This window comes from Stenotrophomonas sp. 78350_Sma, from assembly GCF_056482105.1.
Genome location: NZ_CM151182.1, coordinates 447,896 through 472,837 on the forward strand (window position 1 = coordinate 447,896; position 24,942 = coordinate 472,837).

General features: G+C 66.1%; 25 protein-coding genes. 13 read left to right on the top strand and 12 right to left on the bottom strand.

Annotated elements, in window-relative coordinates:
- Nucleotides 1-123: 123 nt before the first annotated feature.
- Both ACZK4H_RS01950 and ACZK4H_RS01955 read right to left on the bottom strand, forming a co-directional pair.
- Entirely contained in the window at nt 124-3,936 is a 3,813-nt protein-coding gene (locus ACZK4H_RS01950) for an XVIPCD domain-containing protein (RefSeq protein WP_099551306.1), read from the bottom strand.
- A gap of 1 nt (nt 3,937) precedes the next feature.
- Entirely contained in the window at nt 3,938-4,447 is a 510-nt protein-coding gene (locus tag ACZK4H_RS01955) for a hypothetical protein (RefSeq protein ID WP_099551305.1), read from the bottom strand.
- A 503-nt stretch (nt 4,448-4,950) separates the two neighbouring features.
- On the opposite strand from ACZK4H_RS01955, the gene ACZK4H_RS01960 reads away from it, so the two are divergent.
- The 4 genes from ACZK4H_RS01960 to ACZK4H_RS01975 all read left to right on the top strand — a co-directional run bounded on the left by ACZK4H_RS01960 (nt 4,951) and on the right by ACZK4H_RS01975 (nt 9,013).
- Nucleotides 4,951-5,877 carry an XVIPCD domain-containing protein gene (locus ACZK4H_RS01960; protein WP_099551304.1) on the top strand — a complete coding sequence of 309 codons (927 nt, stop codon included), beginning with the start codon at nt 4,951-4,953 and terminating at the stop codon, nt 5,875-5,877.
- Nucleotides 5,878-6,042: 165 nt separating this feature from the next.
- Entirely contained in the window at nt 6,043-7,188 is a 1,146-nt protein-coding gene (locus ACZK4H_RS01965; protein WP_099551303.1) for a YncE family protein, read from the top strand.
- A 144-nt stretch (nt 7,189-7,332) separates the two neighbouring features.
- On the top strand, nt 7,333-7,908 hold the full coding sequence (locus ACZK4H_RS01970; RefSeq protein WP_099551302.1) for a hypothetical protein: 576 nt from the start codon (nt 7,333-7,335) through the stop codon (nt 7,906-7,908).
- Between the two features lie 40 nt (nt 7,909-7,948).
- On the top strand, nt 7,949-9,013 hold the full coding sequence (locus ACZK4H_RS01975) for an XVIPCD domain-containing protein (protein ID WP_099551301.1): 1,065 nt from the start codon (nt 7,949-7,951) through the stop codon (nt 9,011-9,013).
- Between the two features lie 62 nt (nt 9,014-9,075).
- Here the strand turns inward: ACZK4H_RS01975 and ACZK4H_RS01980 are convergent, their stop codons facing one another.
- Both ACZK4H_RS01980 and ACZK4H_RS01985 read right to left on the bottom strand, forming a co-directional pair.
- Nucleotides 9,076-9,492 carry an XVIPCD domain-containing protein gene (locus tag ACZK4H_RS01980; protein ID WP_099551300.1) on the bottom strand — a complete coding sequence of 139 codons (417 nt, stop codon included), beginning with the start codon at nt 9,490-9,492 and terminating at the stop codon, nt 9,076-9,078.
- Nucleotides 9,493-9,568: 76 nt separating this feature from the next.
- The gene (locus ACZK4H_RS01985; RefSeq protein WP_099551299.1) at nt 9,569-10,048 is read right to left on the bottom strand and encodes a DUF4440 domain-containing protein; all 480 of its coding nucleotides are present in this window, start codon (nt 10,046-10,048) and stop codon (nt 9,569-9,571) included.
- Nucleotides 10,049-10,269: 221 nt separating this feature from the next.
- Between ACZK4H_RS01985 and ACZK4H_RS01990 the strand changes: the two genes are divergently transcribed.
- Both ACZK4H_RS01990 and ACZK4H_RS01995 read left to right on the top strand, forming a co-directional pair.
- On the top strand, nt 10,270-11,082 hold the full coding sequence (locus tag ACZK4H_RS01990; protein ID WP_099551298.1) for an alpha/beta fold hydrolase: 813 nt from the start codon (nt 10,270-10,272) through the stop codon (nt 11,080-11,082).
- Between the two features lie 9 nt (nt 11,083-11,091).
- The gene (locus tag ACZK4H_RS01995) at nt 11,092-11,259 is read left to right on the top strand and encodes a hypothetical protein (protein WP_099551297.1); all 168 of its coding nucleotides are present in this window, start codon (nt 11,092-11,094) and stop codon (nt 11,257-11,259) included.
- Between the two features lie 139 nt (nt 11,260-11,398).
- Here ACZK4H_RS01995 and ACZK4H_RS02000 read toward each other — a convergent pair whose 3' ends face one another.
- Complete coding sequence (locus tag ACZK4H_RS02000) at nt 11,399-12,079, bottom strand: hypothetical protein (RefSeq protein WP_099551296.1); 681 nt, start codon at nt 12,077-12,079, stop codon at nt 11,399-11,401.
- Between the two features lie 133 nt (nt 12,080-12,212).
- Here ACZK4H_RS02000 and ACZK4H_RS02005 point away from each other — a divergent pair, with 133 nt between their 5' ends.
- Nucleotides 12,213-12,872 carry a hypothetical protein gene (locus ACZK4H_RS02005; protein ID WP_197577856.1) on the top strand — a complete coding sequence of 220 codons (660 nt, stop codon included), beginning with the start codon at nt 12,213-12,215 and terminating at the stop codon, nt 12,870-12,872.
- Nucleotides 12,873-12,942: 70 nt separating this feature from the next.
- Nucleotides 12,943-13,911 carry a polysaccharide deacetylase family protein gene (locus tag ACZK4H_RS02010; protein ID WP_099551294.1) on the top strand — a complete coding sequence of 323 codons (969 nt, stop codon included), beginning with the start codon at nt 12,943-12,945 and terminating at the stop codon, nt 13,909-13,911.
- A gap of 3 nt (nt 13,912-13,914) precedes the next feature.
- Here the strand turns inward: ACZK4H_RS02010 and ACZK4H_RS02015 are convergent, their stop codons facing one another.
- From ACZK4H_RS02015 to ACZK4H_RS02025, 3 genes are all read right to left on the bottom strand, one after another.
- Complete coding sequence (locus tag ACZK4H_RS02015; protein ID WP_164145860.1) at nt 13,915-14,757, bottom strand: class I SAM-dependent methyltransferase; 843 nt, start codon at nt 14,755-14,757, stop codon at nt 13,915-13,917.
- Nucleotides 14,758-14,884: 127 nt separating this feature from the next.
- A complete protein-coding gene (locus tag ACZK4H_RS02020; protein WP_099552531.1) occupies nt 14,885-15,208 on the bottom strand; it encodes a hypothetical protein in 324 nt (107 codons plus the stop codon).
- Between the two features lie 69 nt (nt 15,209-15,277).
- Nucleotides 15,278-15,694, bottom strand: a complete 417-nt coding sequence (locus tag ACZK4H_RS02025; RefSeq protein WP_099552532.1) for a hypothetical protein — start codon at nt 15,692-15,694, stop codon at nt 15,278-15,280.
- Nucleotides 15,695-15,785: 91 nt separating this feature from the next.
- Here ACZK4H_RS02025 and ACZK4H_RS02030 point away from each other — a divergent pair, with 91 nt between their 5' ends.
- Nucleotides 15,786-16,070, top strand: coding sequence for a hypothetical protein (locus ACZK4H_RS02030; RefSeq protein ID WP_099552533.1), 285 nt, complete (start codon nt 15,786-15,788; stop codon nt 16,068-16,070).
- 88 nt (nt 16,071-16,158) lie between these two features.
- On the opposite strand, the gene dmeF is transcribed toward ACZK4H_RS02030, so the two are convergent.
- On the bottom strand, nt 16,159-17,133 hold the full coding sequence (gene dmeF / locus ACZK4H_RS02035) for a CDF family Co(II)/Ni(II) efflux transporter DmeF (RefSeq protein WP_099604036.1): 975 nt from the start codon (nt 17,131-17,133) through the stop codon (nt 16,159-16,161).
- A 50-nt stretch (nt 17,134-17,183) separates the two neighbouring features.
- Here dmeF and ACZK4H_RS02040 point away from each other — a divergent pair, with 50 nt between their 5' ends.
- Nucleotides 17,184-17,468, top strand: coding sequence for a metal-sensing transcriptional repressor (locus ACZK4H_RS02040; protein ID WP_099485296.1), 285 nt, complete (start codon nt 17,184-17,186; stop codon nt 17,466-17,468).
- Nucleotides 17,469-17,545: 77 nt separating this feature from the next.
- On the opposite strand, the gene ACZK4H_RS02045 is transcribed toward ACZK4H_RS02040, so the two are convergent.
- Nucleotides 17,546-17,917: a MerC domain-containing protein gene (locus ACZK4H_RS02045; protein ID WP_014645760.1), complete on the bottom strand. Its 372-nt coding sequence runs from the start codon at nt 17,915-17,917 to the stop codon at nt 17,546-17,548.
- 69 nt (nt 17,918-17,986) lie between these two features.
- On the opposite strand from ACZK4H_RS02045, the gene ACZK4H_RS02050 reads away from it, so the two are divergent.
- On the top strand, nt 17,987-19,312 hold the full coding sequence (locus ACZK4H_RS02050; RefSeq protein ID WP_099552536.1) for a GTP-binding protein: 1,326 nt from the start codon (nt 17,987-17,989) through the stop codon (nt 19,310-19,312).
- A 77-nt stretch (nt 19,313-19,389) separates the two neighbouring features.
- Here the strand turns inward: ACZK4H_RS02050 and ACZK4H_RS02055 are convergent, their stop codons facing one another.
- Both ACZK4H_RS02055 and ACZK4H_RS02060 read right to left on the bottom strand, forming a co-directional pair.
- Entirely contained in the window at nt 19,390-20,997 is a 1,608-nt protein-coding gene (locus ACZK4H_RS02055) for an ATP-binding cassette domain-containing protein (protein ID WP_099552537.1), read from the bottom strand.
- 248 nt (nt 20,998-21,245) lie between these two features.
- On the bottom strand, nt 21,246-22,145 hold the full coding sequence (locus tag ACZK4H_RS02060; RefSeq protein ID WP_099552599.1) for a LysR family transcriptional regulator: 900 nt from the start codon (nt 22,143-22,145) through the stop codon (nt 21,246-21,248).
- Between the two features lie 227 nt (nt 22,146-22,372).
- Between ACZK4H_RS02060 and ACZK4H_RS02065 the strand changes: the two genes are divergently transcribed.
- Together ACZK4H_RS02065 and ACZK4H_RS02070 are read left to right on the top strand one after the other, a co-directional pair.
- Nucleotides 22,373-23,551, top strand: a complete 1,179-nt coding sequence (locus ACZK4H_RS02065) for a serine hydrolase domain-containing protein (RefSeq protein ID WP_099552538.1) — start codon at nt 22,373-22,375, stop codon at nt 23,549-23,551.
- On the top strand, nt 23,548-24,732 hold the full coding sequence (locus ACZK4H_RS02070) for an MFS transporter (RefSeq protein WP_099552539.1): 1,185 nt from the start codon (nt 23,548-23,550) through the stop codon (nt 24,730-24,732). The genes ACZK4H_RS02065 and ACZK4H_RS02070 overlap by 4 nt, the downstream gene beginning before the upstream one ends.
- Nucleotides 24,733-24,942: the final 210 nt, after the last annotated feature.

Consider the following 24,942-nt stretch of genomic DNA (forward strand, 5'->3'; position numbering starts at 1 on the left):
ATTGCATCCACTTGGTTCAGGCTCTCCTGCACTGGCCGCTGGGCGGCCTCTGCAGTTGCCATGTGATCGCGAAGGGCCAGCGGTGGTCCAACAGCTGATCGCCGTGCCGGCGGATCCTCGCGACTACCACGCGTTTGCTGCCCGCACCTGGATGTCCTGCTGTGCTCGCTCGTCCTGCAGTTGCTGCTCCTGCTGATTGGCCAGTGCGCGCTGCTGTGCCTCCCTGCTGACCGAATCGAACTGCAGCAGTGAATCCTCCACAGGCGTCTGCGCTGCCTCTGCCGTTGGCATGGAAGCGCGCAGATGGGCAGGATCGTTCGCCTCGCCCTGAACCACGAAGAGGGTATGGCCGGCAGGATGCGTTGCAGTGGCGTTGCTTACGACTACATGATCAACGTGGGACAGATCATTGTCCTTGGCCAGAACCAGCAGGCTGGTGGTCATTCTCTCGCTGGTCGCATCGAAGCTTCGGCCGTGTTTGGCGTCCAGCTCCGCCACGCTCTCGCGGATCTGCTGATAGAGCGCGTGATCGGGGTGATCGGGCTGCATTGGATTGCTTTGAGCCAGAGCGGCTGGCTGCGGCTCTACACGCTCAGGGAGGTCGCGCTCCTCATCTGAAGGGGAAGAGGGAAGCGCTGCCTGATGGGTAGCCTCCCCACCAACGTCAGCCGTTCTGGGGCGAGCAGGTTCCAGCTCTGGATTGTCCCGGGCCGGTGGTGGCGGAACTGGGGGATCCAACGGGACTTCCTGCACGGTCCTTGAGGCCTGCTCGTTCTGAGAAGGTTGCTCCTCTGCTTTGTCTCGAGCTGTAGCGATGGCTGGCTGCGTCGGCAGTGCATCCGTAAGCTTCTGCGGCTCAGCACTGCCCTGGTGCGCGGGATCCTCAGCCTTGTGCTCCTTCATGTGAACTGGCTGGGTTGAACCTGCACTGGCCGCAGTGCTTACGACCGAGGCATTCCGCTCCTCACGGGCCACCTCTACAGTCGGTTCATGCTGCGAGGCACTTTGAGGGCCCACTGCTGGTGCAGTCGGTGCCGGCTCCTCCTTCCGAACGTCCTGCCGGGCGGCATCCTCTGCACGCTGCGCCGAGTCGGCTTGTCGTCCAGGGCGACTCTCCACTGGCTGCTCACTCTCACGCGAGGGACGCGTGCGCTCTGGCTCAACAATCGACACCGAGGGCGCCGCGACGACAGGAGCGGGCGCCGGAGTGGGCTCGCGAGCGGGTTCAACGGCAGCACTGGTTGCCGCACCCCGTTGCGGGTCAGTGTCGACCTTCAGCGCCTCAACAGGGTCAATCGTCACCCCTCGTGTCTCCAGTACGGCTGCAGACGCTGCCTGCTGCGCATCCACCGCCGCACTGCCTTGACGATTGGCCTCCTGCAGCGCTTGCCGATGTGCGTCCTGCTCCTTTGCAGTCAACGCAGCAATGCGTAGCTCGGGCACGTCGGGCGTCGTTGCCTGATCTGCAGGTGTAGCGCCTTGGGCAGCCAGTGAGGCCTCAGGCCGAAGCTGCGACTGAGCCCGCGTAATGTCCTCAATGGTGGTGGTGCCGGTGAGCATCATCCGGTTGCCGCCCGCATCACCGAACGTGGCGATGGCACTTTCTGCGCTGGGCGCGTGGGTACGGGGGTCTGGCATCAGTTCCAGAACCACGTCGCCCGTTCTGCCCTGCAGATTCAGCGTCTGCTCCACAGCGACGGCCGTAGCCGCAAGCTGCTGCTCGGTGCGCTCGATGCCGTGCCGCACATACAGCGCATCCACCTGGCCGCGAATACCCTCGGGTGCAAGCTGCGCGGTGTCTTTGAGCTGCTTGGCGATGTCATGCAGTCCGGCGACACCTTCATTCTGGCTTTGCCAGGTGATCTCCAGCTCGTCGCTGAGGTTCCGGTTGGCGATGCTGTCAAAGATCATGCCCTTGCTGACCCATTGGCCGTCCGCCTGCCGTGTATAGGCGCTGCCGTCGCTCGCGTTCAGCGTGTTGGCGCTAGCTTCCGCATCCTGGATGGCGCGGGGAATGGATGGATTGTTGGCGTCGCCGAAGTCGCTCCATCGCCCCTGCGCGTGGGCAACCATGTAGCGCGCAGCCATCGCGGCTTTGGTGTTTGAGGCATTCTGGGCGATGACCGTGCGTGACTGTTCATCCAGTGCCAGTGCCTGCTCCGCAGAGACCGGCAAGTGGCGGCTGTTGGGCACTCGCCCATCCACCATTTCCTTGATTTCCAGTTCCCATTGCCCTGAGCTGGCATCGCGTACAAAGGCGCGATCGGTTTCGAAGGCACCTCGCGCGGGCTCGGCCAAGCCATTGGCGTTCAGCCGGTAGGGATTCTGTGGTGGCGGCGGGTTCGACAGGCCCAACTCATACGAGGCCCGAGCCGCCTGCCAGTTCAACTGGCGCTCCAAGGTGCCGGTGGCAACGTAGCTGGTGCGGAAGGTGACGTCGTCACCCTGTGTCGTCTGCACCGGACGGACTTCGACGCCGGTGCCCAGGTCGCTGCTCTGGACCTGCTGCTGTTCACCGGCTCGCAGCCATCGCCCATTGGGGTCGGCCGGGTCGCGTGTCCAGGTGCGCCCCATCAGGTCAACCTGGGAGTAGACGCGTTCGATGTCTTTCTGCTCGGCCCAGCGTTCGCCGAGATAGGCTCCCAGGACGCCGCCACCGATACCCGTTGCAATGGCGCCGGGGCCCGTCCACGAGCCCGAAGCAAGGCCGACACCGGCGCCGCCAAGAAAGCCGCCCACTGCACCGCCGACGTTGCGGCCAGCGAAGTGTGCAGCGGTGGAATCTGCGCCTGCGGCATTGCCCTGCGAGTTCAGCTCAATCCACTTGTGTCCGGAGGTGGCGAAGTCGTGCGCAAGCAGTGCGACGCCCGCGACGCCGGCAACCTTGATGGCGGGATTGATTCCGGCATGTACGCCATGCGGTGCAACGTCGGCCACTGTCTCGGCAATGGTTGCCGCATGCGGAGGGCCGCGGGGAGCGCCCGGCTGCAGGGGCGCGTGCGATGGTGGTTCGGGCAGGTCAGCGAACAGGCGCGGTCCTGTGCCCAGGCTGGCATGCGCGGCGACCCAGTTCGCGCGGGTGGTCGACATCTCGCTCAGGTTCAACGCGCTGTAGTCGTGCAGGGGTCGTTCGAAGAGCGTCTTGCTGACAGCGTCATAGCCATCGATGGGCTTGAGATGCAGGCGCACCTGCGCGACGTCGACGGGGTGCGCGCTGTTGGTGGTGGCATGCTGCGCGAGGCTGCGCTCAAGCGCCTGGTACTCGGCGGCGGACTGGCTTGCGAAGGCCAGCGGCTCGGGCCCGAAGGCGCTTATGGGGTAGCCGTTGATGCGGACGGTGGGGTGGTCGAGGGCGGTGGCTAGCTCAAATTTGTGGAAGCCACGCTCGAGTTTGGCATTCTCCACAAATGCCACCAAGGGCTTGCCTGTGGCGATGGCGTTCTCGAAAAACTTGGGGCTGCCAGCGTTCCACATCATGTCCTGGAGCGCGCCAACGCCGTTGCCCATCGGCTTGAAGCCCCGGGCATCCATGAATGCCTGGAACTTGTCGGCAACCGAATGAAAGTCCGGATGGGCTTCAGGTTTGTCTACAATCTCTTCAATGTACTTTCCCCACGGGGTATCCCCGATGATACCTGTCCTTCCCTGTAAATTCTTACCGTAGTCCGTTGCATTGAAATAGTTTCCCTTGTCGAAGCTGTCAGTACCCGAGAACGCTACATAGTCAACGCCGGGCGGAAGTTCAGCGGGGAAGGTGCGCAGCTTTGAGTTGACGAACTCTTCGTAGCTCGTTACTCCGTCGGGCCCGGAGCCTGGGGATTTCAGGTAGCTGACCACCTCTGCCTTCTGCTGGTCGGTAAGCAGTGCCCCACTGGCCGCATCTGTGGCAGGCGTCAGGGTCGTCAGTGCGAAATTTTCAAATGAGAACTGGGGCATATCACCCTGCCTCAGCCTGCTTCTGCGGAACAAACAAGCTGCCTAGAACTACTTCTTCGTTCTGTAGCTGAATTCTGTCCGCTGGCATTGCGATGCCAAGTTGAAGCAATGAATTAATCCGAGCGACTGCGATGTAGCGAATGCTCTCAAAAATGCTGGGTTGATTGGAAAATACATTAACCAGTCCCTGCGCGACGGCGCGGATGAATGCAGAAGCTTCATCGGGATTTCCTATTTCCTCTTTGAAATCGATGATCGATTTCAGTACTTCACTGGTACTAAGGTCCAACGTGTAAATTCGCTCACGGCCGTTCTCGTCAATCGCAAGCGTTTCTGTTCCAAAGATGCCAAGCGACGCTACCCGCTCACCGTCACGACGGAAAGTGTATTGATACTCAGTGACTTCGCGTCCATCGGACAGCGTGGCAGGTAGAACCCGCGGGTAAGAAATTCTCACCGCGCTGGGTGCATCGAATGCAGAGTTGGAGTCGGGCCTGAATTCAATGGGCATCGTCTTTTCCTGGGATTGGTACTGATTGGTGCTGGTGATGAATTTGGCGCGCCTGCGCGCTGCTAGTTTCCGCCTACAGGCGCTGTAGCTGCGCAGTGCCAGGAATCACGACATGCGCCCATACACGAACTCCGGCCGAAACCGTTGCAAGGAGGTGGAGTAGGTGTCGCGTCTGTGGCCAAGGTTTGTACCCACAAAGATCCTCCTGACCACACACGACAGAGCGCATTCTGCCCGCTATCCCGTTGGGGGGCTCATCATGCTCAGATTGCGGCACGCGGACTTGCAAAGATGTGTTCATCGGCAATTCCATTGCTCTGTTTCTGAAGAATATACGACTCCCTTCCGCCGCACTTCACATCCTCGGCCTTACGCTGCCGGAATGCACGCTGGTTCACACATTCAGAAAGCCGATCCCGCAGCTTGGGCCTCTCCACCTGCCTCCCATCCCACCTATGCCATCATCCGGCCAGGACCGCAGCACCCATCAAGGCTGAACAGGCATGGAGCAGGCAACACGCTACACCGCAACGCTGTACCTGGCCGCACCCGGCACCCCGCTGAAAAGTGGGGGCATCTCGCCGCGCGGCCACATGTACCTGCAGGTGGCCGCGGGCGACGAGGCCCACAGCTACGGCTTCGCGCCACCGCGCCAGGTGCCGGGCGAAACCCGCACCGGCGTGGAGTACGCGCAGGTGCGCCACGACGATGCCGATGAGCATCTGGACCCGTATTACAGCCGCACCCTGGAAATTACCGAGGAGCACTACGGCTGCCTGCGTGATTTCGCCGAGGAACCGGCCGAGTTCGAGTTCGATGTGGATCGCCCGGCCACCATCAACCGCTGCAGTGATTTCGTATGGGCCGCGCTGCACTATGCCGGCCTGCATCCGCTGCCGGCGCCGCTGGATGGCGGCAGCAACCTGGGTGAGTTCGCGGTGTTGTTCAACCTGCCGGAAATCCAGTGTATTGCCGCGCCGTTCCCTGGTAGCGATCTGAATGCAGAAACCCACCATGCGATGCCCGAGCGCGAGGCCGAACATCATCGCCAGGGCGACCGCGCCAGCGATGAGCCGCCGCCGACGCCGATTGAAGTGGCCGGCACGCTGTTGGACCCCTCGCACCCGGACCATCGCCTGTTCTCGCAGCTGATCCAGAAAGTGGCCGAACTGGACGCCGCGCATGGCCGCCCGTTCGATGCTGCCAGCCAGCGCATCAGCGCCAGCCTGTTGGTGCTGGCCAAGCAGAACAATCTCTCGCGGGTGGATCACGTGCTGCTCAGCCAGCCGACCCAAAGCAGCCATGCCGCCGAGAGCATCTTCATCGTGCAGGGCGATCGCAATGACCCGGGGCACCGCCGCGCCAGCATCGCCACCGAGGTGGCGGCCACGACCGATGTGGCCGATTCGCTGCGCTTGAAAGAGCAGTAATCCGCGCGCCTGCCATACGCGCGCAGACGCACGCCACGTCCCCCACCTGCTACCATTCCCCCGCTACCCAGCCAGCCCACCCCGCGCAGACAGATGCAGGTCGGGCCGTCGTAGAACGGCCCAGCGAGCCAGGACACTCTCCCGTGCCCATTCAAGGACGCTCGCATGTTCCGTAATCCTCTCTTCCGCTCGGCCGCCCTGGCCGTTGCCGTTTCGCTCAGCCTCGGCGTGCCCTCCGCATTCGCCGACAACGCACCCGCCGCCAGCGCCGTCGCCGCCGTACAGCGCCAGGCCGTGGCCAAGGGCCTGTACGAGCTGGCCTACAGCCCGAAGCAGAACGCCGTGTTCGTGGCCTCCTCCGGCGGTTTCGGCGATGACGCCGGACCGGCCCAGGTGCTGCGCCTGAACCCGGCCACGCTGGCCGTGGAAACCCGCATCCCGCTGGAGCGCAAAGCCTTCGGCGTGGTGCTGGATGACGCCCACAATCGCCTGTACGTGGGCAACACCGTCGACCTGTCGGTGACGGTGGTCGACACCGCGCAGAACAAGGCCCTCGGCACCATCCAGTTGATGGAAAAGAAGACCGGCAAGGACGGCAAGGCCGCCTACACCCATGACCTGCGCGAGCTGGTGGTCGACAGCGCCGCCAACCGCCTGTATGTGACCGGCCACAGCAGCCAGCCGGACGTGAGCAGCGTGCTGTTCGTGATCGATACGAACACGCTGAAGGTGATCAACACCATTGACGGCCTGGGCAATGCGAAGGCACCGGGCCTGGCGCTGGATGCGGCCAACAAGCGCGTCTACACCAGCAACCTGCTGGCCGACCTGGTGGTGGTGGGTACCGATTCGAACAAGGTGGTGGCGCAGCACAAGATCGCCGCCGAGCAGCCGATGAACATCGCGCTGGACCCGGCCGGCAAGCGCCTGTTCGTGACCGACCAGGGCTCGGAGTTCCTGCGTGGCTACCAGGCCAAGAGCAGCGGCCTGGTCAGCAAGCACCCGGGCCAGCGCGTGCTGGTGCTCGACCGCAGCACCGGCAAGGAACTGGCCAGCATCCCGACCGATGCCGGCCCGCTGGGCATCCTGCTGGATGCGCCGCGCAAGCGCCTGTACGTGACCAACCGCGAAGCCGGTACGGTGACCGCGTACAACAGTGACAGCTACCAGAAGGTGGCCACCTACACGGTGCCGACCCACCCGAACAGCCTGGCGCTGGATGCGAAGAACAACGTGCTGTTCGTGAGCATCAAGAACGGCGAGAAGGATGACAAGGGCGCTGACGAGAGCGTGGCGCGGATTCAGCTCTGATGCGATGACGCCGGGCCACTCCCGGAGGTTTACCGCGTGAAGAAGGCAGGGTGCAGGCCCTGCCTTTTTCATTGCCCGGTTGCAGTGCCCAACGCCAACCCGCTAGGGTTGAACCCCATGGCAGGGAGCCAAAGGATCTGAATCATGCTGGGTATCCACGGCTGGCTACGTGCCGGCCTGATCTTCACGCTGGCGAGCGCACTCGGCGCCTGCAGCAGCCGCGTACCGGATGCGCCGGAGCCGCTGGATCTGGTCAAGCCGATCAACCTTGCCGAGTCCGGGCAAGCGGTGCGGTTCGAGTTCGAGACGAATGCCCGCAACTTCTATTCGGGTCGACCCTATGTGCTGGATCTCGAGGTTCAGCGACATGGGCCCGGGCCTGGCAGTGAGCCTGACATGGACAATGTCCATGTTCCCTTCCAGCTGTCCCTGCAGCGCTGGGTCGCAGATGCCTGGCAGGACGTTGCAACTTCTGATGTCTATCAGGCAAGGGCGCGCAATCTGGGGGAGCCGCTCCCCGAATGGCATGCATCGGCGAATTGGCGCTACGCGCATGAGGTATCGATGGACACCAGCCGATACAGGTTGAGCATCGTCGCCCTGCCGATGGAAACCGATGCCCGCTACCGCCTGGATGTGCGCACGGTGAAGCCCACCGCTGCGCTCCAGCATTACCCGGCGCAGCTGCGGGTTCATGCCGACCCGCTCTCTGGAAAATAGTCGCCATCCCACTGCTGGAAGGAACTGAAGGATTTCTCTTATGGATAAGCCGCGCTACACCGTAGAAATCGTCATTGCCGCACCTGGAACGCCGTTGGTGGACGAGAGAGGGGTACAGAAAATTGTGGACGGGGTTCCGCAGACATCCGGGCCCGGGCACATGTTCTACGTGCTGCATGGGCCGGACAAGACGACGCGGAGTTTCGGCTTCGCGCCTTCCGAGCATGGAAGCACGAACGGGCCGGGCGAGGTCATGAAGACCGATGCGGGCGAGTACAAGAACCCCCATTACAGCCGCACCCTCGAGATCAGCGAGCAACAGTACAGAAAACTCGAAGCCTTCGGCTCGCACCCGGACAAGTACGGTTTCGATCTTCAATACAAGGATGTGCGCCACAACTGCGTGGACTTCACTTGGGAAGCGCTGAACCACGCGGGCATCGAGCGGAAAAGAAGCATCGACGTGAACGCGCTGGGCGGCGGTATTGGCCAATTGCTTCCCGATGTCCGCATTCCCTTGGAGAGCAAGGGCGCAGGCAAGGATGGCTTCCGGCCGCTGCGCAACATCCACGGCGTGGACAGCATTGATCCGCCGTTTCCAGACAGCGAACTCAATCAGAAGAAAACCAACCCCATGCCCGCGCGCAGCTTCCAGCAGCGCATCCTGAGCGACGCCGAGGGCACCGGCGAGCGTAGCGGTGATCATCTGGCCCGGCACAGCAATGACCCGCTGCTCTCGCAGATCCATCAGGGCGTGGCTCAGCTCGATGCAGAGCGTGGCCGTGCCTTCGACGCCACCAGCGAGAACATCAGTGCCAGCCTGTACGCGCTGGCCAAGGCCAACGGTCTGACCCAGGTCAACCATGTGCTGTTGAGCGATCGCACAGCGCAGGCGGATGTGGCGCAGAGCATCTTCATCGTCCAGGGGGAGCGCAACGACCCGGCACAGTTGCGGGCCAGCATGCTAACGGCGGTAGCCGCGCAGACACCCGCAGAAATCTCCTTCGAGCGCGCTGAGCAGCTGTCGCAGTCTGGGCAGGCGCGCTCGCAGGATGAGCTGCAGCAGCGCCAGGTGCAGGAGCAGTCCGGGCCTCGCATGGCGTAGGGCGGCAAGCGTACGGCGAGCCGACGTTCTCGCGCTGGGCCGCCAGTAACACTGGAGCCGGCTCAGCCCAGGCGGTGTGCCGGGTTCTGCTGCTGCTCCTGCTCACGGGCCTGTTGTTCGGGCAGCTGCCCCATGGCGGGCTGCTGCGGGGCAATGCCCAGCGTCTGCATCGATTCCTCGACCGGCGTCTGTGCGGCCACTGCGGTCGGCATCATCGCCCGCAGATGCGCCGGATTGGCCGGGTCGCCCTGTACCACGAAGATGTTGTGTCCCGCCGGCTGGTTGGCCGTGGCATGGCTGACCAGCACGTGGTCGACCTGCTGCAGGCCCTGTTCGCGCGCGAGCACGGTCAAGCTGGCAGTCAGACGTTCGCTGGTCTGGTCGAACGGGCGGCCATGTTGCGCGTCCAGAGCGGCCACCCCCTGGCGGATCTGCTGGTTGAGGCCGTATTCGGGATGGTTGGGGGTGATCTCTGCCATGGGTCGATCTGCAGCGGTGGGTGGTGATGGACCTGGGCAGTATAGAACCGGCCCGTGAACCACCGCTTCGCGGCGCTCAGTCCGCCGGCCGATGGTCGTAGCTGATCACCCGCTCGGTCAGCCAGCGCCCGTCCACGCGGCGCCAGACCTGGATGAAGCGCGCCTGGCCGGTCCAGTGCTCGACACCCTTTGCATCGCGCTCGTGGAAGCGGTGGTCGCCGATCTCCAGGGCGCGATCGTCGTGCAGCGGAAACACCTGCAGCGAGGTCTCCACCAGTTCGCGGCGCAGGTGGGTGTGGTTGGCGCGCGTGCTCTCGCACAGGGCGGCCACGCTGCGGCGGAAGTCGTCGCGCTTGCTGGCGGACTTGCCCGCCTTGTCATGGAAGAACTCCAAGTCTTCAGTGGTCATGGCCGCGGCCTTGTCGGCGTCACAGTCGTCGAACGCGGCGGCGAACAGCTGCGCGTCGGCCTGACGGATCTGCTCACGCAGTGTTTCGGCAGCATTCGGCGTGGCGGCCAGACCGACAACAAGCAGGGGCAGGGTGAGCAGCAGCATGGCGAGGCTCCAGGGCGGGATTCGCGCAGGCTCGCACGCCGCTCTGGGGGCCGCAGCCGCTCTGCGACGAAACGGGATTTCCAGGGAGTGAATGCCCGCATTGGTGGATCGGCCGGGTGGCGTGGGCTGTGCAGAGGGTGTCATGGCCGCCGGCGATTCCATCACGACCGCGATAGGGCCCGGTCTCTAGCCTGAAATCCTCCCCTTCCACAGGAGCTCCCATGCCCGCCTCCCGCATCCGCCTGCACGTTGAAGATACCGGTGGCGACGGCCGCCCGGTGATCCTGATCCATGGTTGGCCGTTGTCTGCCGATGCGTGGAAACAACAGGTGTCGATCCTGCGCGACGCCCAGCACCGGGTGATCAGCTACGACCGCCGCGGCTTCGGTCGTTCCGACAAGCCGGCCGACGGCTATGACTACGACACGCTGGCGGCGGATCTGGCCGGGCTGATCGAGGAACGTGATCTGCGCGATGTCACCCTGGTCGGGTTCTCGATGGGCGGCGGTGAGGTGGCGCGCTACGTGGCCAACCACGGCCAGGACCGTCTGCACAGCGTGGTGTTCGCTGCGGCGGTGCCACCGTTCCTGATGCGTAGTGACGACAACCCGGACGGCCCGCTGACCGCCGAAAAGGCCGACGAAATGCGCAGTGGCCTGGAGAAGGACCGCGAAGCGTTCTTCGACGGCTTCACCCGCGATTTCTTCAGCGCCGATGGCAAGCTGATGGTGACCGAGGACGAGCGCCAGGCGGCGATCGCGCTGTGCCATCAATCCGACCAGACGGCGGCGCTGGGTTGCATGCAGGCGTTTGCCACTACCGACTTCCGCGAAGACCTGAAGAAGATCACGGTGCCAACCTTGATCCTGCACGGTGACAGCGACGCGATCGTGCCGTTCGAAGGTTCCGGGCAGCGGACGCATCAGGCGATTGCGGGCAGCGAGGTGGTGATTCTGGAAGGCGCGCCGCATGGCTGCAACACGAGCCATGCAGACCACTTCAATCTGGCGCTGCTGAACTTCCTGAAGCGGTAAGCTGCGGCCATGCGCCAGACCAGGACACCCCCGTGGAAGAAGCCCAACCCCAAGGGCCAGACTTCGCAGCCGTTGTCGCCTGCGCAGAAGGCGGCGGCACGGCAGCGTGCGGAAGAGAACGGGCGACGCTACCCGAACCTGGTGGACAACATGTGGGCGGCGAAGCTGCCGCGGTGATCCTGATCTGTAGAGCCGAGCCATGCTCGGCTCCGCACTGCGTCCATCCACGCATGGCGTGGATCTACTGCAACAGCAGCCTGGCCTGGTTCCGGTGCTGCGTGTAGTGCCGAGCCATGCTCGGCTTGCGCGCTCGGCTTTACCGTTCGGCCAGCGGCTTCCAGCCGGGTTCCCGCCAGGGTGAGATCTCGCTCTGGCGGACGGTGATTGCCTCCGTCGGCAGCCCAGCCAGGCGCGTAAGCTCCGCACGCATCACGTCGCCGTCCACAGGCACGGCCGTAGCCACCTGCAGCCGATCACCCTGATGTCTAACCTGTACCGGTAGCGTGGCGTGCGCGTCATGCTCGCCGCCGGTGCGACCGATCGGGTAGCGCATCGTTACCGGCTGTGAGAGCTGCACCAGCGTGGGCTGCCAGGCCTGCAGCACAAGCGTTTGCCTTGCTGCGGGAACATGTACTTCAGCAATGGTGGCCGGGTAGCCGGTGATGCTCTCGACCATGACCTGGAAACGCGCGCCATCTGGCATGACAAGTACGGCGGCAACCAGCGCGCAGAGCGAAACGAACACCGCCGCGAGGTTCCAGCTGCGCGGCGCGGTGGCCGGGCGAGTTGCGGTGCGCAGGCTGGGTTTGCGCCGCAGCTTGCGCGCGTAGATGCGCCGGTCCTTCCTGCGTGGGCTGCTGCTGTGTTCCGGCAGGTTCAAAGGAACCCGTGGAAGGCGCGCCACGCGGGCCTTGATCAGGCGCGACAGCAGCATCCACGCGATCACGAACGCCAGCAGCGGGAGCAGCGTTCGCACCCACAGATACAGCGTGACCATCCACAACACCTCTACATACGGCCATCCATGCTTATCCACATCCTACCGGGACCACGCGGCGGTTGTCGTATCCGCCAGCCGACAAGCACAGGGCGCTTGGTTAGGATGGTCCTTTGTTGTCATGGATGAACCGATGGCCTCTGCTGCTACCCGCTTCTGCCGTATCTGTGGTCCTGGCCCGATCCTGCTGGTACTGCAGGTGGTGGCACTGCTGGCGGTGACGCTGGCCGCCGGCTTCTTCCACTACCGCGTGGGACTGCTGCTGGAGCCGGTGGATGAAGCCTGTGGTGGCCCCGATCCTGCCGCGCGCATGCAGGTGGCCGAACAGCTGCTGGCGCGTTCCACGGCCTTGGCGCCGTGGCAGCCGCTGCAGTGGATTCCGATGGCGGGCGTGGTACTGGCGCTGCTGGGCGCGATGTCGATCTGCGTCTACCGGCTGGGGCGCCTGTCGGAGCGCCTGCGACGCGCCAATTGGGGGTTGATGGCGCTGCACGCCGCGATCCTGGCGCTGGCCCTCAGGGCATTGCACCTGTACGACATGGCGTGGACCAGCGTAGCCAAGCTGTCCCCGGCGGCATGCCTGGTGGAACTGGGTGAGCAGGGCCGGCTGCCGCTGGCACAGGCACAGCAGGTGGTGTTCGAGATCCTCACCCATGAGCACGCGCCGCTGCTGCGTAATCCCGATGACTTGGCGCTGGTGCTGGCCGCGTTGATGCTGATGGCGATGGCCGCGGGATTCATGCTGTGGCGGGCGATCGTGCGCGAGCGCCGGGCGCAGTCGTCCAGCCCATAGTGGGTGTGTGACCGGCCACGCATCCGCAATCGCGCTAAAGTCCGCACTTCGCCCCTGCAAGGAAGTGCTGATGCGTTGGTTGCTTCGCGCTGTACCGCTACTGCTGTGCTCGTTGGCGGTACACGCCGCCGAGGTGGACCGCCGGATTGCGGTGACCATCGACGACCTGCCATGGGCGCGGGTGGACGAGATCGTGCCGCCGGACCTGCAGGCACGACATGAGGCATTGATGGGCCAGCTGCGCCAGGCGGGCGTGCCGGTGGTCGGCTTCGTCAACGAGAACAAGCTTGAAATCGACGGGCAGGTGCAGCCGGCGCGGGTGCAGATGCTGCGCGATTGGCTGGACGCCGGCTATGAGCTGGGCAACCACACGTATTCGCACATGGATCTGAACGCCAAGGGTGTGCCTGCATTCCAGCAGGATTTCCTGCGCGGTGAGACGGTGCTGCGGCCGCTGCTGGCCGAGCGCGGTCTGAAACCGCAGTGGATGCGCCATCCCTACCTGCGGGCTGGGCGCACGCCGGAAGAGCGCGCGCAGATGGACGTGTTCTTCAAGGAGCACGGCTACCGCGTGGCGCCGGTGACCGTCGACAACGGCGAGTGGGTCTGGGCGTTCGCCTACGCCAACGTCATGAACGAGCAGCCCGATTCTCCGGTGCGTGAGGCGACGCTGGCACAGCTGCGAAAGGGCTATGTGCCCTACATGCTGAACAAGCTGGACTACTACGAGAAGCAGTCGCAGGCACTGCTGGGCCATGCGCTGCCGCAGGTCTGGCTGATGCACGCGAACGAACTCAATGCAGCGACGTTTGCCGAACTGGTTGCGGCGACGAAGCGCCGGGGTTATCGCTTCATTTCGTTGGACGAGGCGATGCGTGACCCAGCCTATGCACGTGGGGCCGAGGGCTACAACGGTCGCTACGGCCCGAGCTGGCTGCACCGCTGGGCGATGGCGGAGAAGAAACCGAAGGACTTCTATGCCGGTGAGCCGGTGGTGCCGGCGTGGGTGATGAAGCTGGCGAAAGTGGACTCGGAATGAAGCTCAGCGCTTGACGGCCAGCACGCCGTCAAGCGCCAGCTCGGCCTTGAAGCCGGCCTTTTCCAGGCGCTTGGCCACTTCGCGCGGCACGTCGCGGCCGCTGGTCAGCTTGTTCGGCGCGCCGGTGTAATGGAACAGGCGCCCGCCCTTGCGGATGACGCGGGCGAGGTGGTCGTAGAACACCTGCGAGTACAGTTCGCCGGCGATGCCGAAGCGCGGCGGGTCGTGCAGGATCGCGTCGACACTGTTGCTGGCCACCTGTTCGATCTGTTGCGAGACGTCGCCGTGGCTGAACTGCAGGCGGCCACCGGCCGCGGCCGAGTCCGGATCCGGCGACCACGGGTTGAGCGTGCGCAGCCACATCACGTCGGCATTCTTCTCGAACGATCGGATCTGGCCGACACCGGCCTCCAGTGCGCAGGCGGCGAAGTAGCCCAGGCCGCCGCAGGTATCGAGGATGACCTTGCCGGCCGGGGCGACCAGCTCCACCTTGCGGCGTGCATCCTCGAACGGTGACAGTCTGGAGGTCGGCAGCATCTTGATGCCGTCGATCTCGAAGGTCGGAGCGCCCCATTCGGTGGGCACCAGCTTGATCAGGGAGCCGCTGTAGCGCGAGATCGGCGCGAACTCCTCGCCGTCCCAGTAGTACAGCGTGCGGTCCTTCAGCTTGCCCGGCCACGGGTAGGCCTGGCCACGGAAGTGGAAGCCGTCGCCATCCAGCGCCACGCTGTCCTCGCTGCGGCCGAGGTCGAGCGAGCCCTGCCAGTCGGCAGCGCCCTTGTCATGGGCACGGCGCAGGGTGTCGGCGCTGTCGCGGGTCAGCAGGGGGCCGGTGTAATGGGGCACGGCGGGTACCGGGGCGGTTCGGGGGAGGGCATGGTACCGCAGCTGTTGCAGGGGCCACGTGTGGCTGCTGCAGTAGATCCACGCCATGCGTGGATGTAGACGGGAGGAGCCGAGCGTGGGCTCGACGCTATCGCTGGCGGGTGCAGCTGAAGCCGTGCGTGGTTCCTTCCCCCGAGAGCATGCCGACGCCACGCGACGGCTGCATGCCTACGCGGGCGCACGACCGACGATGGACGTCCTGGGTTTCCGGTGGCTGCCGATCAAAGTCGTAGCGCAGGCTGCCGTCTTCCTGCAGCAGCCAATGCACGGTAACGCGCTCGTGGCGACCATCACCGAGATCCCAGTCCAGGGTGCGCATGATCAGGGTCTGGTCATCGGGCAGCTGCCGGACTTCGTCATAGGCACCCTGGGTCTTCGGTGCGCTTACCGCAAGCAGCAGAAACAGCAGCATTGGCATCGCTCCTCAAAGAAGACAGGATGCGCCCATAGTGCCCTGAGCCGCCATCAGAATCATGTCGTCTTACGGGCACTTCACCGCATACACCGGCCCGGCCCCGATCAGCATCAACGCCATGTAGTCACTGTCGCTGGCCTTGCCCTTCAGCGATGCGCCCCTGTTGAAGTGGAAGATGCCGAAGCCACCGGCCATGCGGACCAGCGCGCTGTCGATCTGCTCGGCGTCATCGCGGAAATAGCGGCTGATCTCGCTGCGGGAGGCCTTGTGCAGGGCATTGGGTTCGCGCTGCCACTGGTCGCCGCGACTGAAGGAAACGAAGTACTGGCCACCTTCCTTGTCGATGCGGAAGTCGGCCGGCTTGCGCGCGCTGGTGGCGAAACAGCCCTGCAGCGGATCGGCGGAGAACGGGAGCCCGGCGTCACCCCCACAGGCGGTGAGCAGCAGGAGGGCACCGGGCAGCAGCAGGCGGAGCGTGCGCATGGGATGTCCCTACAGGGGCAGGTGCGGCTAGTGTAGGCAGCATGCGGGCACAGCCCGTACAGAAATTCGGCAAGAACAAAGGGGTTTTCGGATGGCGCAGGGCAAGGCACCGTGGTGCGGCGTGGCCAGTTGGCTGGGGATCGCTGTGGGTTGGGGGGCTGGCACATTGGCGGCGCAGGCCGCGGTGGCCGCAGGCGGCAATGGCATGGCCGCAGGGCTGGGCGTGGGCGTGCTGGGTGCGGCACTGGTTGGCGGCGGCCTGGCGGTGGCCTCGCGCGTGCGGGGTGAGCGTTGGCCGGGGATCGGCATTGCTGGCGCAGTGATCAGCGCGCTGCCGCTGCTGATGTACCTGCTGCGGATGATGCTGAAGCTCTAGCGGTAGTGCCGGCCGCTGGCCGGCACCGCTGGATTGTTTCCGGAGCCCATGAGGTTGCCGGCCAGCGGCCGGCACTACCCGGCGTGGATCACGCGCTGCGGTGGATTTCCACGGTGACATGTACCAGCTCCTCATGGATCGCCAGCGCCTTGCGCACGGTATCCGCATCCAGGCGGGCGTCGCTGGTAACCACGCTGGCGCTGACCGCGTACTTGCCGCGACCGACCTGCCAGACGTGCAGGTCGGCCAGGCGCGCCGGCCAGGGGCCCTGTTCGATCACTTCGCGAACTTCGGCCACCACCGGTGCGTCCATCTGCGCGTCGAGCAGGATGCGGCCACTGTCGCGCAGCAGGCCCACCGCCCACACCGTCACCAGCACGGCGCCGACCAGGCCCATCACCGGGTCCAGCCAGGTCAGGCCCAGCAGCTTGCCGCCGAGCAGGGCGACGATGGCCAGCACCGAGGTGGCGGCGTCGGCCAGCACGTGCACGTAGGCCGAGCGCAGATTGAGGTCGTGACCGTGCGCATGGCCGTGATCGTGGTGTTCGTGGTCATGCCCGTGATGATGGCCATGGTCATGCCCGTGGTGGTGATGCGCGTGGCCCGGGCTGTCGTGCAGCCACCATGCGCAGAGCAGGTTCACGCCCAGGCCGACCGCAGCGATGGCGATGGCTTCGTTGTAGTGGATCGGCGCCGGTACCCACAGCCGTTGCAGTGACTGCACGGCCATCAGCGCGGCGACGCCGAGCAGGGCGATGGCGCTGGTGTAGCCGGCCAGGATCTCGATCTTCCAGGTGCCGAAGGCGAAGCGCGGGTCGTGCGCGTAGCGGCGCGCGCAGCGGTAGGCGAACACCGCCAGGCCCAGCGCCAGCGCGTGCGAACTCATGTGCCAACCGTCGGCGAGCACGGCCATGGAGTTGAACCACCAGCCGCCGACGATCTCCACCAGCATCATGCCGACGGTGAGCCACAGCGCGCGGCGGGTATTGCGTTCGGCAAGCGGGTTGCCGTCGTCGAAGCGGTGTTCGTGGCGGCGGGCGGCGGCGAGGGCGTCCAGATGCATGGGCAGACCATGGGATGGAAAGATACCCCCGTAGGGTATACGATCCCGCCATGGCCCATGTACACAAGAATCGAAAGCAGCTGCTGACCCGGGTACGCCGTATCGGCGGCCAGGTGGCGGCGTTGGAACAGGCGCTGGACAAGCCCGAGGGCGAAGCGGGCGACTGCGCGGACGTGCTGGTGCAGGTCGCGGCGGTGCGCGGTGCCGCACACAGCCTGCTGATGGAGCTGCTGCACGAGCACCTGCAGGAGCACGTGGTGGGTGCCGATGACCCGCAGCAGCGGGCGGACGAGGCCGCGGTGCTGGTCGAGCTGCTGCGCCGCTACGGCAAATAGCAAGGGTAGTGCCGGCCGCTGGCCGGCAACCCCATGAATTCCGCAATCAACCTGCAGTTGCCGGCCAGCGGCCGGCACTACCCGTGCCGGTGCCGCGCATTCCAGATATGCGTCGCCGCCAGCAGCAGGCTGCCGGTGACGGTCATCGGCGTTTCCCAGTCATGCGAAGGTAGCGCCAGCGCGCCGGCCAGCAGCAGCCCGAGTCCGGCGCCAGCGGTGGCCCAGGCCAGCACGGGCAGCGGATGACGGCGCTCGGCCCGCCACAGCGCATAGCCGGTCAGCGGCAGGGCGATGGCCACGAACAGCAGGTGGACCCATTCCGCTTCGGCCCAGGTGCCGAACAGGGGGAGCGCAGCGGCCAGCAGTGGCAGCGCCAGGCAGTGCAGCAGGCACAGGCTGGACAGGGCGACTGCGCCGGCATCAAGCAGGGCGGCAGAAGGCGACTTCATCGGGGGAGGTTCCTTGCACAACAAGTGTTATACAGTAACATTTCTGTTCCGCAGCCAACCCGCTCCGACATGAACACTGTTTCCCGCGCCGACCGTCGCCTTCCGGTCACCGTGCTGTCCGGCTTCCTCGGGGCCGGCAAGACCACCCTGCTCAACCAGATCCTGCGTAACCGCGAGGGCCTGCGCGTGGCGGTCATCGTCAACGACATGAGCGAGGTCAACATCGACGCACAGCTGGTGCGTGAAGGCGGCGCCGAACTGCGCCGCACCGAAGAGACGCTGGTGGAGTTCAGCAACGGCTGCATCTGCTGCACGCTGCGCGATGACCTGCTGCAGGAAGTGCGGCGCCTGGCCGATGCGGGTCGCTATGACTACCTGCTGATCGAATCGACAGGCATCGGCGAACCGATGCCGGTGGCGGCCACGTTCGCGGTGCGCGACGAGCAGGGCTTCAGCCTGAGTGACATCGCGCGCTTGGACACGATGGTGACCGTGGTCGATGGCAGCGCCTTCCTTGCCGATTTCGGTTCGACGCTGCGCCTGGCCGAGCGCGGCCAGCAGGCTGGCCCGGAGGACGATCGCGGTGTGGTCGACCTGCTGTGCGAGCAGGTCGAGTTCGCCGACGTGATCGTGGTCAGCAAGGTGGACCAGGTGGACGACGAAGTGTTGCAGGACACGCTGGCCGTGCTGCGCGGGTTGAACCGCGACGCGAAGCTGCTGCTGTCCAGCTTCGGTGATGTGCCGCTGGCCGAGCTGCTGGATACCGGTCGCTTCGACATGGAGCGTGCGCAACGTGCGCCGGGGTGGGTGAAGGAACTGCGCGGCGAGCACACACCGGAGACCGAGGAGTACGGCATCGGTAGCTTCGTCTACCGCTCGCGACGTCCGTTCCATCCCGCGCGATTCGCGCGCGCGCTGCAGTCGGGCATGCCAGGCGTGATCCGCAGCAAGGGCTGGTTCTGGCTGGCCAACCGCATGGACTGGGTGGGTGAGCTGAACACGGTGGGCGCAGCGACGCGCACGCAGGCGGCAGGCTTCTGGTACGCCGCGCGCGATCGTGTGCGTGCGGGCATCGAGGACACCACACCGCTGCTGCCGCCCACGCCGCTGCCCTACAGCGACCTGGGCTGGGCCCGGCAGCAGGCCGACTGCTGGAGCGCGCCGTTGCCGGGGCTTGAGGAATTTCCGGACTCGGCCGCACACACGGCGATGCAGCGGCTGTGGCACCCGTTGTGGGGCGATCGGCGCCAGGAGCTGGTGGTGATTGGCGTGCACATGGATGAGCGCGCCGTGCGTGCGGAGCTGGATGCCTGCCTGCTCAACGACCAGGAGCTGCGTGCGGGGCCATTGCTGTGGCAGCAGTTGCCGCAGGCGTTCCCGGTGTGGAAGCGCTGAGCGGGCGCTGAGGGTTCGAGGTGTGCCGGCCAGCGGCCGGCACACCTGCCCTGCATCGATCCACGCATGGCGTGGATCTACAAGGCGTCACGCCACTGCCAGCCCCCGGTGCTCACCTGCAGCACGTGGGTCGGTTGCAACGCCTGCAGCAGGTGCCGGTCGTGGCTGACCATCATCAGTGCACCCGGCCACGCCGCAAGCAGTTCCTCCAATGCCTGCAACGCGCTCAGATCCAGCGCATTGCCCGGCTCGTCCAGCAGCAACAGCTGGGGTGCGGGATCGGCATACAGGACGCTGGCCAGCGCACCCTTTACGCGTTCGCCATCGCTGAGGCTGTGGGCTGCCCGCTGGATGCGCTGTGCGTCCAGCCCGAGCAGCGCAAGCCGCGTGCGCAGATCGCCCGCATCGGCACCCGGGTTTGCCGCCTGCACGGTCTCCAGGATGCTGCGCCCGCCGGACAATCCCAGTAGTTGCTGGTCAAGCAGTGCCAATGGCGCATGCCGTTGCACAGTGCCACTGCGTGCAGGCAGCTGCCCTGCCAGCACACGCAGCAAGGTAGATTTTCCAGCACCATTGTCACCGACCACAGCGATGCGCTGCCCCCGGCGGATCTCCAGCTGCAAGGGGGCGGCGCAGCCGTGCGGCAGCACCAGCGACTCTGCCTGCAGCAGGCGCGCGCTGCCGCGTTCGCCTTCGACGGCAAACAGCGCCAGTTCCGGCGCAGCGTGAACCGCTGATGCCGCAGCGCGCAGCTGGTCGGCGCTGACCTGCAGGCGCTCGGCCTGGACCTGCTGCGATCGACCATGGCTGGCCTCGGCGCGCTGCTTCTGCCGGCCCAGCAGGATCGGCGCCTGGTTGGCCTGCTTCGCATCGCGGTTGCCGCGCGACTGGCGTTGCTGCTGCCGTTCGTGCTGTTCACGCGCGCTGCGCTGCTGCTGCCGGTGCTGGGTGCGGGCGTGGTCGAGCTGGGCAACGGCGGCTTCACGCTCGGCCGCGCGCGCGTCGGCGTAGTGTTGCCATGGCCCGCCATAGCGATGCAGTCCGCGCGCGTCCAGTTCGACGATCTGCTGCATGTGCCCAAGCAGCCCGCGATCATGGCTGATCGCCAGCAGGCCGCCACGCCACTGCTGCAGCTGTTCGTACAGCTGCTGTCGATGCCGCACGTCGAGATGGTTGCTGGGTTCGTCCAGGATCAGCCAATCAGCGCCGCTGGCCCAGGCGCCGGACAGCGCCACCTGCATCGCCTGGCCACCGCTGAGACGCGCGGCAGGCTGGGCGGGATCGAGATCATCGGGCAGGCGCAATGCCTGCCATTGCTGTTGCAGGCGATCACGCAGATCCCAATGGTCGCCGACGCAGACAAAGTCGGCCTCGTCCACACTGCCGGCTTCGATGCGTTGCAGCGCGGCCAGTTCCGCGCCGACGCCGGCCAGTTCACCGACCGTGCCGGCAGGTGGATAGCCGGGCGTGGGCAACAGGAATACGCGGCGGCTGCCGCGTACCTGGCCGCTGTCGGGTGGCAGGCGGCCGGCCAACAGGCGTGCCAGCACGCTTTTGCCGGCGCCGTTGGCACCGACCAGGCCGGTGGCGACCGGATCGAAGGAAAACGACAGATCGGAAAACAGCGGGCGGCCGTCGGCCAGCCGATACGTCACGCGATCGAGCGTGAGGGAATGTGTGGTCATGCGACCTCCATGGATGCCGGGTTCTCCCCTACGCGCAGGGGCGGGAAGAGTCAGGCCGTCTATCGGGAAGACGGCGGCATCAATGGCGCATTGGTCGCGAGCCTCTGGGAGGAATGAGCGGCCAGTATAGCGGGGTTGGCTGAATGGTCGGGTTGGCAACGGGTGACTCGAGCGTGGCTCGACTCTACACGGGCATCCACGCATGGCGTGGATCTACTGTGGGGCGGGCATGGCGCGGAGTGGTTGGCCTACGGTACGGTTTCCAGGCGTTCGCTGACGAAGTCGATGAATACCCGCAGCTTCGGAAGCACGTGGCGGCCCGAGGGCCACAGCAGGTGGAAGATGCCGCAGGAGTGCACGTGATCGTCGAGCACGGTCACCAGCCGGCCGTCAGCCAGTGCATCGCGCACCGAGTGCACCGGCACGAAGGCCAGGCCGATATCGCGCAGCGCCAGTGCCACCCGCGCTTCGATGGTGTTGGCCACCATGTGCACCGGAAGCTCCTGCGGTGTTTCATGGTCGGGCCAGTGGATCGGCCACAGTTCCAGCTTGCCGGTGCTGGGGAAGCGGTAGTGCAACAGCGTGTGCTGCAACAGCTCCGCTGGCGTGCGCGGAATGCCGCGGCGCTGCAGGTAGGCGGGCGAGGCGACGATGCGGCGCGGGAACACGCCCAGCCGCCGTGCGTTCATGCGCGAGTCGCTGGGCTCACCGACGCGCAGCACCGCATCGAAACCTTCCTCGATGACATCGACCAGGCGGTCGCTGAAATCCAGGTCGAGGCGGATGTCTGGATACGCCGCCATGAATTCGGCCATCAACGGCAGGGTGAGGTCGCCGACCAGGGGCAGGCTGATGCGCAGCGTGCCCTTGGGTGAGGCATGTGGCTGCGCCAGTTCGGTGCGGGCGGCGTCGCGCTCGTCGAGGATGCGGCGGCAGCGCGCCAGGAACAGCTGGCCCTCGGCGGTGAGGGTGATGCTGCGCGTGCTGCGATGGAACAGGCGCACGCCCAGTGCGTGCTCCAGCCGCGCTACACACTTGCCCGCTGCCGAGGCGGAAATGCCCTGCAGGCGCCCGGTCTCGACAAAGCTGCGGGTGTCGGCGGCATGCACGAAGGTCTGCAGGTTGGCGAGGTTGTCCAGGACTGACATGGGCGTGCGGGTGGTGAAAGCGGCAGGGTAGGTCGGCGCGACCGCTGCGGGTGGCTCCGCCATCGCAACACTGTGGTGCGGGCGGAGCGGGGACCGTTGCGGCCTTGAAGGTCCGGTCATCATGCCGATTGCGGACTACGGGGTCCATGATGCCCGGAGCGGCAACCGGCTTTTTGCGCGGACGCCCGCTGCCTAACGTGGCGGCTTCTCCCCCACGGATCACCGCGATGAATGCCACTCCTTCCTTCGAACCTGAGCCGACACTGCCGTCGGTGCAGCGGCTGCTGCAGCAGGTCCACCCGCAGCGTCTGGTCGGTGCGGTGGTGCTGGTGCGCGAGCACGGCGTGCTGCGCCATGCCAGCGCCACGGGCCTGGCGGATCGCGGGTCGGCCACGCCGATGCAACGCGACCAGCTGTTCCGGCTGGCCTCGGTGAGCAAGCCGCTGCTGACCACGGTGATCCTGCGCCTGGTGGCCCAGGGCGTGCTCGACCTCGATACGCCGGTACAGCGCTGGCTGCCGGACTTCCGCCCGGCGATGGCCGATGGCAGCACGCCGCCCATCAGCCTGCGCCAGCTGCTCAGCCACAGCAGCGGGTTGGGCTATCGCTTCCTCGAAGCCGATGCGGACGGCCCCTACGCGCGGGCCGGTGTCAGCGATGGCATGGACGCCAGGCCGTTGAACCTGGCCGAGAACGTGCGCCGCATCGCGCAGGCGCCACTGCTGTTCGCACCGGGCAGCCAGTGGATGTATTCGCTGGGCGTGGACGTGGCCGGTGCCGTGGCCGAAGCGGCGACCGGGGAAACGTTGCAGGCATTGTTCGCACGCTTGCTGGCTGCGCCCCTGGGCCTGCGCGATACCGCCTTCGCTACCCACGATGCGTCACGGTTGGCCACGCCCTATGTCACCGACACACCGCAGCCACACCGCCTGCGCGAAGGCGAGGTGGTCGCCCCGTTCGAGGGCACGGTGGGCATCGAGTACAGCCTTGCCCGCGCAACCGATGGCAGCCGGTTCCCTTCGGCCGGCGCGGGCCTGGTGGGTACCGCCGATGAAGTGGTGCTGGTGCTGGAGGCGTTGCGCGACGGGCAGCACGCCGGCCTGTTGCCGCCCCACCTCGTGGCAGAGATGGCCACCCCGCAGGTCGGCGAGCAGGGACCACCGGAGCCGGCTGGCTGGGGCTTCGGTCTTGGCTTTGCGGTGCTGCGCGATGCGGCCGCCAGCGGCACGCCGCAGAACACAGGTACATGGCGCTGGGGCGGTGCCTACGGCCATAGCTGGTTTGTCGACCCTGCGCGCGGCCTGAGCGTGGTGGCGCTGACCAACACGCTGTACGAAGGCATGGACGGTGCCTTTGTCGATCAACTGCGCGATGCGGTGTATGCCGATCTGGGGACTGCACGATGAGCGGCCATGCCATCGATGCGGCCAGCCCGGCCGGTGAAGCCACGCGTCTGCCATGGGCCGGCCTGCTGGCACTGGCCGGTGGTGGCTTCATCACCCTGCTGACCGAGACCTTGCCGGCCGGTGTATTGCGGCCCATGGGCGACAGCCTGGGTGTGAGTGATGCGGCGGTGGGGCAGTTGGTGAGCGTGTATGCGTTGGGCTCGGTGATGGCCGCGTTGCCGATGACCGCGCTGACCCAGCGCCTGCCACGACGCCCTCTGCTGCTGGCAGCCATCGCCGGCTTCGTGGTGGTCAATACATTGACCGCGTTGAGCGGCAGCTATCCACTGATCCTCGCCGCACGTTTCCTGGCGGGCGTGAGCGGCGGGCTGCTGTGGTCACTGGTGGCTGGCTACGCGGCGCGCATGGTGGTGCCCTCGCTGCAGGGCCGGGCGATTGCGGTGGCGATGGTCGGATCGCCGTTGGCGCTGTCGCTGGGCGTACCGGCCGGCACGTTGCTGGGCCAGCAGATCGGCTGGCGCTGGGCGTTCGCAGTGATGAGCGTGCTGGGCGTGGGGCTGCTGACGTATGCGCGTTGGGCACTGCCGGCCTTGCCCGCCGCCGGTGCCGGCCAGCGCACCTCGCTGGGCACGGTGTGGCGCACGCCCGGCGTGCGCAGCGCACTGCTGGTGATGGTGCTGTACGTGCTCGCGCACAATGTGCTCTACACCTACATCGAACCGCTTGCAGTGGAGGCGGGGGCGGGCCCGTGGCTGGATCGCCTGCTGCTGGCCTTCGGCCTGGCGGCGATCGCGGGTATCGGTATTGCCGGCTGGGGCGTTGATCGCCACCTGCACACGCTGGTGTGGGCAGCGGTGATCGGTTTCATCCTGCCGGTGCTGGCGCTGCTGATGTGGCCGGGCAACGCGACCGCACTGCTGCTGGCGACGGTCCTGTGGGGCGTGGCCTTCGGCGCGGTGCCGACCCTGTTCCAGACCGCACTCGCACGCCGAGCCGGGGCCGCAGCGGATCTGGCGCAGTCGATGCTGGTGACCGGCTGGAACCTGGCCATTGCGGCGGGAGGTGTGGCGGGTGGTGTGCTGCTGCAGACCAGTGGGCCCACCCAGTTGGGATGGTTGCCGTTGCTGCTGCTGGCGGTGACTGCTGCATGGTTGCTGGCACGGCCGAAGGCGTGGGCGTAGGCGCAGACCAGACGTTACGGTAGTGCCGGCCAGCGGCCGGCACTACCGTGGTCCACGCCATCCACGCATGGCGTGGATCTACCGGGCGCAGCGACCCGCGTTTGCCTTTGCTTTTGCCTTCTTCCGTTGATTCCGTGGCGGGACGCCGCCGGACCCTGTCAGAGGCCGGGGCGGTCGGGTTCGCGGGGGTGTCCGCGGCATGGATGCCGC